The organism is Desulfobotulus sapovorans DSM 2055, assembly GCF_059569355.1.
Genome location: NZ_JCANVJ010000048.1, coordinates 1 through 11,074 on the forward strand (window position 1 = coordinate 1; position 11,074 = coordinate 11,074).

An 11,074-nucleotide genomic window follows, 5' to 3' on the forward strand; every position below is an offset into this window, starting at 1 on the left:
GAGGTTCAAGCTGATCCTTCTCTTTGATTTCATCCATACGGCCTATGGTAGCAATGACACGCTGTCGAGTTTTACCTTCAATTTTTTTATTTTCGACAATTTGAAGATACTCATACCGACCTGATTTTTTGATTCTGGCAAACATGGCACCCCCTCCAGTAAGGGCACCTTATTTTTATACTATAGTTTCTTTAAAAACAATATTAAATTCCAATTCTGTGGCACCACCTTTTGGGGTTTTTACAAGATGCGACATAGTAATTACAGGCATTTTGAACAAAAAAGGCTTCCCAACTGTAGAAGATGAGTCTGGGTATCCACAGAATTTTTTTTGATATTATCAAGCTGTGCAAAAAGAACCTGGGTTCCCATACTTTCCAGCTTTGCTACTGTCATGACTATTCGTTTTAAAATTTCTGCCGTACTTACAAGCCCGAATGCTGAAGTTGAACAAATCGTAAGAGCAAGCACTACCAAGAATGTTCTTTTCATTTCATCCTCCTTTTCGAGTTTATCCGGAAATATTTTTCGTAACCAGTAACATGCAGAATATACAATCAAATAACATGCATGGGATAGTTGTTCAATGCCTTTGACTGAAAAATTAGACCATATGCGGTAAACACCAAGATAGATGCCACCTGAGAGACTGTTCCTATAAAAAAGGGGGTCAGACCCCATTTTAATTTTTTGGGAGTAATTTCGAGTCCAGACAAAACTTTTTTCAGATTTTGTTTGTAAATGAAACGAATATTTTTTAGAAAAAAAAATCCCAGTCCTATATCCGTCCATGCCGTAGGGGTACGCTCGCGGATTTTTTTTGGGTGAGTTTACAGACTGACTTTGCAGTCCGTAACCTAAGCTATTTGAAAGGAAGACCTATGAGTGAGGCACAAGGCATGCAGCAGCCCCTTCCTGAGGGCTACAGGCTTAAATTTTATAAAATCCTGAAGAAACTGGGTCAGGGTGGCTTTGGCATCACCTACCTTGCCCTGGACACCAAAGCCAACCGGCCTGTGGTGATCAAGGAATATTTTCCGGACAGCCTTTCTCACCGGGGTACGGGAGAAGTGGCCGTCAGTGTGCTGTCTTCGTCCAAGCAGGGGGATTTTGAAGAAGGGATTCGCCGTTTTCAACGGGAAGCCGTGACACTGGGGGACTTCAATCACCCGAACATTGTCAAGGTTCACGGGTATTTTCCGGACAACAACACGGCCTATTTTGTGATGGAATACATTGAGGGCCAGTCCCTTGAGGCCATGCTGCTGGAAAGAAGCAACAGGCCCTTTACGGAAGAGGAGCTGTTCAGCCATCTCTTTCCCGTTTTGAAGGGGCTTTCTGTACTGCATGAAAAGGGGATTCTGCATCTCGATGTGAAGCCGGACAATATTCTGAAAACGGCTTACGGAGAGCCGCTTCTCATCGATTTCGGCGGTGCGCGTTTTTCGTCGGGGCGGGGTTCGAAGGAACACAGCGCCCTGGTGACCACCCTGGGCTATTCTCCGCCAGAGCAGTATTCCCTTGTCACCCAGCAGACCCCGGCCACGGATCTCTATGCCTTTGGGATGAGTCTTTACCATCTTATGGCACCCCATGTGGCGTTGCCCCTTTCCCGTGACCGTCAGGATGCGGTGTATGTTGATGGCCGTCCGGATATTCTGCCCCCCCTCAGGGAGGTGTGTGGCAGGAGGTACAGTGACCTTGTGTTTGAGATTGCGGAAAGGTGCACCCGCATCCGCCAGCAGGACAGACCCCAGAGTGCTGCGGAGCTGCTGCGCCTTCTTGAAAATCGGGTGGCCTCCTTCCCTCCGTCGCCTACAGAGCCGGTGAAAGAAAGTACGGAGCCATTACGGTTCACACCGGAACCTGAGAAAGAAAGGCCGGATTCTCAGAAAAAAGAAATCCCGCCCGTAGAAAAGGGGCGGAGCACGTCGTTTCTTCTGAAATCTCTTCTCCTTCTTTTGATTCTTGCGGGTTCTGCTCTTGGCGCTGTGTATGGGTATGGGTGGTATCAGAGCCGTCAGGAAGACCAGAGGCATGATGCGGCTCTGTGGGCGGAAGCGGAGCAGGGGGGAAGCTCCCATGGGTACGGGAACTATCTTCTGAATTGTCGTTTCTGTGATGACAAGGTGGAAGCGGAGGGCCGGAAAGAAAGGCTTCAAAAAGAAGAGGCAGATCGTGCTGCGGATTTTCAGGCCTGGGGTCTTGCAACAGAAAAGAACAGCATCAAAGGGTATGAAGCCTATCTTGAAAGCTGTGGGATCTGTGAACATAAGGAAGAGGGGGAAAAACGGCTTGGAGAACTTCGTGCGGAAGCCGCAAGGCGGGAGGCCGAACGTCTGGCTGAGGAAAAACGTATAGCGGAAGAAAAACGTCGCCGTGAAGCGGATGCGAAGCTGTGGGGGGAGGCGACGGCGCAGGACAGTCCCGAGGGCTATGAGGCGTATATTTCGAACTGTGTGACCTGTGACAGGAAGGGGGAGGCGGAACGTTTGAAGGATGCCTTTGGCACTCTTCGCGTAAATGTAACGCCATCGTCCGCAAGGGTGCGGATTCTGAATATTGTCCCGGTCTTTACTCAGGGAATGACCCTGAAATCCGGAACCTATGAGGTTGAGGCTATAGCGCCAGGTTATGAGAGAGGTTTTAAAAAGGTGTTCCTCAAGGCAGGAGAAAATCTTGATTTTTCAATGCGGCTTAAATCTTCACAGCCACCTCAGGCATCAAGACCAGAGGATTTGCCTGTGGGAACCCGGGTGTGCCGTGGGCCTGACTGGAAGTGGGAAGATCAGGATGGCGGTTCAGGGCAGGAGGGCACCGTGACAGAAAGCAAAAACAGCGGTGGATGGATATCTGTAAAATGGGATAACGGCAAAAAAAATAATTACCGGTGGGGTGTAAAAGGCAAATATGACCTTGAGGTTGTCTCTTTTTCATCTTCGCAGTCGCCGCAGCAGGATTTGCCTGTGGGAACCCGGGTGTGCCGTGGACCTGACTGGGAGTGGGAAAATCAGGATGGCGGTTCCGGGCAGGAGGGTACCGTGACAAAAAGCAAAGACAGCGACGGATGGATATCTGTAAAATGGGATAATGGCAAAAAAAATAATTACCGGTGGGGTGTAGACGGTAAATATGACCTTGAGGTTGTCTCTTTTTCATCTTCTAAGGATGAAGCTAAGAGTGAAAAATGTGAATTGCTTTATGGGATATATGAGCGTTGTTATACGGCAGGAAAGGGTGCAGACAGTGACAGATGTGCACAGCTTTCTATGCGGATAATTGAAGGATTCCAGGATAAACTGGGATCCGATACATCAGGAACACTCGGTCTGTGGTGCGGAATAGCATGTGCCGAAGGGATTAATGATGAAGGATTGACATCTTACTCTGATTTTAAGGATGAATATTGTCGCTGAGATGTCTCCCCAGTAGTAGCAAAAAAAAGGGGGGACTGCTCCCCCCTTAAAGGAGTTCTTATGAAGGATCCCCTGTTTTCCTGGGATATTGAAGATGAAAGCCAGCATTCCTTTTACGCGGCAGACTGCGAAAACGGCCTTTCCTGGGCGGCTCTCTCCGGAGCCGGAGGCCGGGAAGAAAATCAGGATGCCTGGGGGGTTACCGCTGCATCCGACGGCAGCCTGATTTTTGCCGTGGCCGATGGCCTTGGCGGACACCGGGGAGGCCGGGTGGCGGCCCATGCCGCCATTGCAGGGGCACTGGAAGCTGCTTCCTCCCCGGAGTTTGATTTCTGGAAGGATACGGCCCTGCAAGGGCTTCTGGACGGTGCCCAGCAGGCCATCCTTGCGGCAAAGGAGGGCAGGCGGGAGCTTTCTTCCATGCGCTCCACCCTGGTGATTCTTGCCCTGAGGGACGGGCTTGCCAACTGGATTCATGTGGGGGATGTGCGGCTCACCCAGCTCCGCAGCCAAAGGCTGTTGTTCCAGACCCTGGATCACAGCGTTCCCCAGATGCTGGTGAGCATGGGTGAAATCAAGCCCGAAGAAATCCGCTCCCATCCGGATCGCAGCCGGATTTTAAAGGCCCTGGGCAAGGCGGAAGAAAATCTTCGGCCCGGTATCTGCCGCACCTTCACCCAGCTTGCCTCAGAAGATTGTTTTTACCTGAGCACGGACGGCTTCTGGGAATGGATTCTGGAAGAAGAGCTGGAAGCGGCCCTGGAGCAGGGGCTTTCTCCCGAAGAGGCCCTTTTGCATTTTGAAAAGACCCTGCGCCGGAGGGCAGGGGAAAAAGAGCCTGAATATGACAATTATACGGCCCTGTGTATTCGGTTGGGGCAGGTATCACGGAATGAGGCTTTCTGGCACAGAACCCGCTTTGTGAAGATTTAAAAAAGCCTTGGCAGAAAACGAAGGAGACAAGAAGATGCGCATTTCATTTTACGAAAGTCAGATCCTCGGAACCCGCGAGGAGCAGCAGGACAGCCTTGCCAACCAGATTCTGCCCGGCGGGTACAGCCTCTATGTGCTGGCCGACGGCATGGGCGGGCAGAAGGGGGGCCGCCTTGCCAGCAAAACCGTCTGCCGGGTGTTCCGGGAGTTTGTTGCGGAACAGGAGGACTTTCGGACGCCGGAAACCCTGCTCCGGGAAGCCCTGGAAGCGGCCAACGGTGCCCTCACCCGTCTGCTTCGGGAACAGCCCGAGCTTGCGGGCATGGGCACCACCCTCATCGGCCTCTTGCTGCATGGGGAAAGCGGGGCTTTTCAGTATCTCAGCGTGGGCGACAGCCCCCTGTACCGGATGCAGGGGGGCAACCTGTCACGCATCAATGCCAACCATGCCTATGCCGAAGAGCTTAAAAAAATGGTGGCCGAAGGACGGATCTCCGAGGAAGAGGCCCTGGCCCATCCGGAGCGTCACGCCATCACCAGTGCGGTCATGGGCATGGGCATCGAGCATGTGGATACGGGCAAGGGGGTTCTGAAGCCCGGCGAGCTTCTGCTTCTGGCCAGTGACGGCATCCAGACCTTAAACGAAAATCCCGGAGGCGAGATGGAAAGCCTTCTCCGGCAGCAGGGAGGGGACGTGGAGACCGCCACCCGCGCCCTGCTCCGGGCTGTGGAGGAAAAGCAGCATCCCCATCAGGACAATACCAGCCTCATTCTCCTGGGGGCGGAAGGGGAGCCAAGACCCGGTGCAGGTGCTCCGCTTGCGGCAAAGCCCGCAAAATCCGGTTTTTTCAAGTGGCTCTCAGGGGGCCTTGTTCTGGTTTTTCTGGCAGGTGCGGGCTTTGCCCTGTGGCGGCATCAGGCGGAGGCGGAACAAAACGCTTTGATGCAGGCAGAGGATGCACGGCTCTGGCAGACGGCGGAAGAACGCCATACGGAAGTGGCTTATCAGGATTACATGGCGGGTTGCAGAATCTGTGAAAAAAATGACGAGGCCCAGCGCCGCATTGATGCCCTCCGTAAGGAGCTTGCGGAGGAAAATCTAAAGGCTGAAGAGCTAAAACGCCTTGCTGAGGAAAATCTAAAGGCTGAAGAGGCAAAACGTCTTGCGGAAGAAAAGCGTAAGGCCGAAGAGGCAAAGCGCCTTGCAGAAGAAAAGCGTAAAGCCGAAGAGGCAAAGCGCCTTGCGGAGGAAAAGCGTAAAGCCGAAGAGGCAAAACGCCTTGCAGAAGAAAAGCGTAAGGCCGAAGAGGCAAAACGTCTTGCAGCGGAAGGGCAAAACTCCGGGAAACCCAATGTGACCTCTCCGCTCATCTCCAACCGTTATGCGGATCATGGAGACGGTACGGTGACGGACACGAAGACCGGCCTGCAATGGATGCGCTGTTCCTTAGGCCAGAGCTGGAACGGCAGAACCTGTACCGGCAGTGCGAGCACCTATGCCTGGAAGAACGCGGTACAGGCTGCGGCTGCCCAAGGACTTGCAGGAAAGGCGGGCTGGCGTCTGCCCACCGTGGGGGAGCTGGAGGCGCTGATCCATTGCGGAGACGGGGAGCGGGACATGGGGGAGTGCCTCATGGATTCCGATCCTCCCCATATCGACAAAAAGGTTTTTCCCGAGACTCAGGCAGGCTTTTTCTGGTCTTCATCGGATACGGGGTATGATGAGGCCCAGGGGGTGGATTTTATCCATGGGGATGTCACCTACAGGCCCGCCCAGACCAGGGCCATGGTACGACCCGTACGTAAACCCTAATCTGAAGGGGGCTGCCCCCTTTTTTTTGAAGGAGCAGGAAGAATGAAACCCTATCCTCTGCTGTTTGTGATGCTTCTTCTGATGCAGCCCTTTTCCGCCCTGGCCTCCTGTGAGCTTGCCCGTCAGAAGGCCATGGAAGGGGCGGAACGGATGGAAGGGCTGGAGCTTCGGGGGCTTCGGCTTTTCCGGGAGGCAGCAGCCCTCTGTCCCGAAGATCCCGCATTTCATGCCCATCTGGCAAAGGCCTTCTGGCATTACGGATACGGGGACAGGGCTGTGGAAGCCATGGAAAAGGCCCTTGCCATACAGAACCGTGCAGACTGGCAGGCCAACCTCGGGCTGATGTACATGCAGAGAGGGGAAAAGCCGGAACGGGCAAAGGCCCTTACGGCTGCGGCCCATCAGCAGTTTCCCGATCATGAGGGCTTCAGGGAGGCGGACAGGCTGGTGGGCGGGATGCTTGCGGCCCTGGCCTCTCAGCACATGCAGGGCTTTTCGGAGCTGGTGATGACTATTTTGAGGGGAGAAGGACGGCCTTCTGGTACCATGGGCCTGGATCCCGCTGTTTTTTTCTCGATGTTTCAGAATGCCGGAAAGGCGGCTCCAGGACAGCCCGTTACGGCTTCTCCGCCCGCTGACGCGGAAGAACAGTTTGAAGAGCTTGGTTTTACCCTGCCCCGTGGGAAGGCAGGCCGGGAAATCATCGCCGTGGTCATCGGCAACCGCCGCTACGAGACCCATCAGAAAGGGGTTCTCGATGTAAACTATGCGGAGCGGGATGCGGCGCTGATCCGGCGTTTTCTCATGGAAAGCCTTGGGGTTCCTGAAAGAAACATCCTTTTTGAAACCAATGTGGGCAGTGCCGGATTTCAGGAGATTTTCGGCACGCGGGACAGGCCCGAGGGAAGGCTTCACGGGCTTGCAAAGCGCATGGAAGGCAGGGCGGAGATCTTTGTGTATTATTCCGGCCACGGCGCTCCGGGGCAGGACGGAAAATCCGCCTTCCTGATTCCCGTGGATACGGGCGTGGATTATGTGGATATCAGCGGCTATCCCTTAGATCTTTTTTATAAAAATCTGGCGTCCCTTCCCGCCGCCTCCATAACCGTTGCCCTGGACGCCTGTTTTTCCGGAAATTCCGGCGCAGGCCCTCTCTACCGTAACATCAGCTCTGCCATGCTGCGGAACATGCAGCCCCTGCCGGAGCCTCAGGCCCAGGGAAAGCCCGTCCCCCAGCCGAAATCCCCAGCCCAGACCCAGGTCAAAACCGGCAAAACAACCCGGCCTGCCCCGGCAAAAACGAGCCCTCTGCTGGTATTTGCTGCAGCGGACAAGGATCAGGTTGCCGTATGGCACAGGAAAAAGGGCCATGGTCTTTTCACCTATCATTTTGTGCGGGGCCTGAGCGGAGAGGCGGACAAGAACAGGGACAAAAAGGTGACGGCAGGGGAGCTGCACCGCTATGTGCGGGAGAAGGTGGCGGGGGATGCGGACTATTTTGCCCATGGCCGCAAACAGGAACCCGTAAAACGCGGGAATGCGAACCACCTTGTACTGGTGATGGAATAGGGGGCGAAAATGGCATGTTTTTGTGACAGGGCGCAGATCCTGATGCGGTGTTTCAAGGGAAGAGCCTGGGTCTTTTCTGCCTTCTTCTGCGTGTTGCTGCTGCCGGGAGTTTCTTTTTCGGCAAAACTGGATACGGAGCAGGTGAAAAAAAGCATTGTGGGGCTTGTGGAACGGGGAACAGGCTTTGTGATTCACAGGGAAATGGTGGTGACCACGGCAGCGGCCCTGGAGCGGGGCGGGCCTGTGGGCGTCATTGCCTGGGACGGTGGCCGGGTGTATGCGGGCGAAGTCCTCTGGCGTTCTCTGGAAAAGGATCTGGCCCTGCTCCGGGTTCCCGGCCTGCCTGCTCCGGCGCTCCCCCTCAGTGATGCCGATCCCGAAACCGGAACCCTCATGTACGCCTTTTCCTTCCCCGATACCCAGGAATTTCTGGATCAGGAGGGAACCGTGCCAGCCATCCGCGCGGCAGAGGGACGGCTTGGCAATGTCTTTCGCGAGGCCTGGAGACCGGGAGGCGATGTGCTGGAGGTTCTTCAGCACCATGCGGATCTGCCCCTCACAGGCAAGGGAGGCCCCCTTGTGAATGCCTGCGGTCAGGTGGTGGGGGTGAATGTGATGCCGGTGAGCGCCATGCGGGATCGGGTGACGGGACGACCTGCGGACATCAGTTCTTCGGATGGCATCTTTGCCGCTGCCCATGTCCGTGCCCTGTTTCCGGTTCTTCTGGAAAAGCGCTTTGCCTTTGAGATGGTTTCCGAACCCTGCCTGAGGGATCAGGGCGCTGAAAAACCGTACTGGCTGCCCCTGGCTGCCCTGCTTCTGCTGGGTGCGGGGGGGCTGCTTTATGGGGGATGGAAAAAAGCCGGGTCAGAAAAAGGCCGGTCGGAGAAAAATGGTGGAAAAAGCGTACCGCCCGCAGATTTCGGGGCAGAATCTGGAGATGAGCCTGCCCGGAAGTTCCAGGGTCAGGTTCCGCCTGTCCAGGAGCGGGTCAGAACCCATATCTATGATGTGCATTCCGGTGGTCTGCGGCTTTGCAGCCGTTCAGGCTTGCCGGACATTGTTCTGAAAGGTCACGGCCCCTTTGTGCTGGGCCGAAGCCCGGACTGTGATGTCGTTCTTGCCGATAAGCGCATTTCTTCCCGTCATCTCAGGATTATTCTTAAGGACGGGGAGGTCTGGCTTGAGGATCTGGACAGCATGAACGGCAGCTTTGTGGATGGCCGGAAACTCATTCCCGGTGCGGCACTCCGGTTTCTGCCGGGACAGCGCCTGCAACTGACCTCCCAGCCGGATCTTGCAGTATTTGAAATAGAATAGGAAAGGGGGGGTGTCCCCTTTTTCATAACCCTCTGTCAAGGAGCAGATCATGGAAACGGAAAAAATGGAAAAAACCCAGAAAATTGACAGCAACGCAGCAGGCCAGATCCCGCCCCGTCCCCTTGCAAGCCCGAAAACCACCATTCTTCTGAACAGAGGGTCTCAGGAAAAGGTGGCCGCAGAAGGCCTCCTTCCCGTCACCGGATGGCTGGTGCTGCTCAATGGCAAAAACCGGGGCCGGGATTTTCGGCTGATTCAGGGAGAAAACCGCATTGGCCGGGATGCAGGCATGGAAGTCTGCCTTGATTTCGGGCCGGACAGCGACACCACCGTCAGCCGGGAAGCCCATGCCATTGTGGTGTACGACAACCACGCCAATGAGTTTTTCGTGGAGCGGGGAAACAGCCGCAACCTGCCTCTCCTCAACGGCAAAACCATCCGCAGGGATCAGGATCTTCAGGCCGGAGACATCCTTCAGGTGGGAGAAAGCCAGCTTCGTTTTGTTGCCCTCTGCGGCCCGGATTTTTCCTGGGAAAAGGTGGAGGCATGATAAAGGCAAAAGGGGGCAGACCTTTTTTTCTTGGTTTTCTGACGCTTTTCCTTGCTGCCTGCGGTGGTGTGCAGGGGGGCGGGCCCCAGACCCGGCGGGAGGCACTCTCCCCCCCGTCTGAGCCTCCGGCCTGGTACACCACCCTGCGGTCGGATCGTCATACGCTGCGCGGCGTGGGAGAAGGAGCAAGCCCTGAGGAGGCGACCGCCAGGGCGCGGGCGGCCATTCTCAATGAGATGGAAGTGCAGATTACATCGGAATTTCAGGTGCTGACCGTGCAGCAGGGAGAATCCGTGGCCCGCAGGGTACAAGAGGACATCCGCAGTGTTTCCGCCCGGAAAATGGGCCGTTCCGAGAAAATCCATAACGAGGTTTGGCAGAACAGGTATCTTGTGGGCGTGGAAGTGGACATCCGGCCGGATAAGGAAATTCTGGCCTCCCGTATTCTGGAAACCTGGCGGAAGGAGGGAAAGCCCCTTCCTGCCCGTGTGACCCTTCAAGGCCCCAAAGCTCTGGTCGAGGGGCCTCTGGCCCGGTATCTGGAAGGCCGTCTGGCGTCTCCCGGGGGAGAGGGTGAACGTTCCGGTCATCTGGATCTTTCCCGTAGTCAGGTCGGTTGGGTGCTCATTGTTTTTGGCGAAGTCCTGAATATTGCGGAAACCACAGAGCTTTTTGATTTTTCCGCCTGTCAGAAATCCGGCCTGCGCCTTTCTCTGGAAAGCCCGGACGGCAAACCTCTGTCCACCCGTCTGAAAACCGGAACGCCTTTTGTGTTCCGCGCCAGGGGAAGTGGTGAAGGGGGCTATGTTTCCCTCATCAATCTCTATCCGGACGGCAGGGTGAGCCTTGCTGCGGAAAACATGAAGGTTGAAGGCAAAAGCCCCCGCATCCCCGAGGCTCCTCTGTATCTGGAAACCGCCACCCTGAAGCCCGGTGTGGCGAGCTTGGATCTTTATCTTTTTCTTTTTTCCAAAGACCCCCTGGAACTGACCCGTTTCCGCCATCTGGTGGAAGGGGGCGGTTTTGTGGAAGGCGAAGACAGCTACAAGGCCCATGAACTGGCCGGGCTTCTGGACAGGCTGACGGAAAAGGGTGTTTCCATTGGTCTGATCACCGTGGAAACCCTGTAGAGAAAAAAGACATCCTTTAAGGCTCCCTCTTCCACGGGAGAGGGCCGGGGGGAGGGCTTTCCTGAAACACTGGAAAGGAAAACAATGGAAACTGAAGTGCGTCATGATGCCCTGCCCGTGGGGGCAAAGCTCCATGTTTATGTCATTGAGTCGGTTCTGGGTTCCGGAGCCTTTGGCATCACCTACCGAGTGCGGCACAGCCATTTTGACAGCCAGCATGTGATCAAGGAGTATTTTCCGGAATCCGGGGTTCGGGATCGGGGAACCCAGCGCATCACCGTCCGCAGTCAGTCGGAGAAAGAGGTCTTCACCTGGGGGCTGGACAGTTTTTTCAAGGAAGCAA

The 11,074-nt window shown here is 55.3% G+C and carries 10 protein-coding genes; 8 read left to right on the forward strand and 2 right to left on the reverse strand.

All coding sequences use genetic code 11. The features are described from left to right. Positions 1-145: IS1634 family transposase N-terminal domain-related protein (locus BR04_RS17140; protein WP_496357257.1), on the reverse strand; the 145-nt coding region annotated here is incomplete at its 3' end. A 116-nt stretch (positions 146-261) separates the two neighbouring features. Then, complete coding sequence (locus BR04_RS17145) at positions 262-492, reverse strand: hypothetical protein (protein WP_496357248.1); 231 nt, start codon at positions 490-492, stop codon at positions 262-264. Between the two features lie 389 nt (positions 493-881). Between BR04_RS17145 and BR04_RS17150 the strand changes: the two genes are divergently transcribed. From BR04_RS17150 to BR04_RS17185, 8 genes are all read left to right on the forward strand, one after another. Continuing rightward, positions 882-3,416 (forward strand): protein kinase domain-containing protein, encoded by a 2,535-nt coding sequence (locus tag BR04_RS17150; protein ID WP_496357249.1) that lies wholly within the window; start codon positions 882-884, stop codon positions 3,414-3,416. A 60-nt stretch (positions 3,417-3,476) separates the two neighbouring features. Then, positions 3,477-4,349: a PP2C family protein-serine/threonine phosphatase gene (locus BR04_RS17155; protein ID WP_496357250.1), complete on the forward strand. Its 873-nt coding sequence runs from the start codon at positions 3,477-3,479 to the stop codon at positions 4,347-4,349. Between the two features lie 34 nt (positions 4,350-4,383). Continuing rightward, entirely contained in the window at positions 4,384-6,162 is a 1,779-nt protein-coding gene (locus tag BR04_RS17160; RefSeq protein ID WP_496357251.1) for an Lcl domain-containing protein, read from the forward strand. A gap of 42 nt (positions 6,163-6,204) precedes the next feature. After that, positions 6,205-7,731: a caspase family protein gene (locus BR04_RS17165; RefSeq protein ID WP_496357252.1), complete on the forward strand. Its 1,527-nt coding sequence runs from the start codon at positions 6,205-6,207 to the stop codon at positions 7,729-7,731. A gap of 9 nt (positions 7,732-7,740) precedes the next feature. Continuing rightward, the gene (locus tag BR04_RS17170; RefSeq protein WP_496357253.1) at positions 7,741-9,051 is read left to right on the forward strand and encodes a trypsin-like peptidase domain-containing protein; all 1,311 of its coding nucleotides are present in this window, start codon (positions 7,741-7,743) and stop codon (positions 9,049-9,051) included. A gap of 49 nt (positions 9,052-9,100) precedes the next feature. Continuing rightward, positions 9,101-9,601 (forward strand): FHA domain-containing protein, encoded by a 501-nt coding sequence (locus BR04_RS17175; protein WP_496357254.1) that lies wholly within the window; start codon positions 9,101-9,103, stop codon positions 9,599-9,601. Then, entirely contained in the window at positions 9,598-10,731 is a 1,134-nt protein-coding gene (locus BR04_RS17180; protein WP_496357255.1) for a hypothetical protein, read from the forward strand. Before BR04_RS17175 ends, BR04_RS17180 begins: the two co-directional genes overlap by 4 nt. 84 nt (positions 10,732-10,815) lie before the next feature. Beyond that, on the forward strand, positions 10,816-11,074 hold a 259-nt coding region (locus tag BR04_RS17185), incomplete at its 3' end, for a hypothetical protein (RefSeq protein ID WP_496357256.1).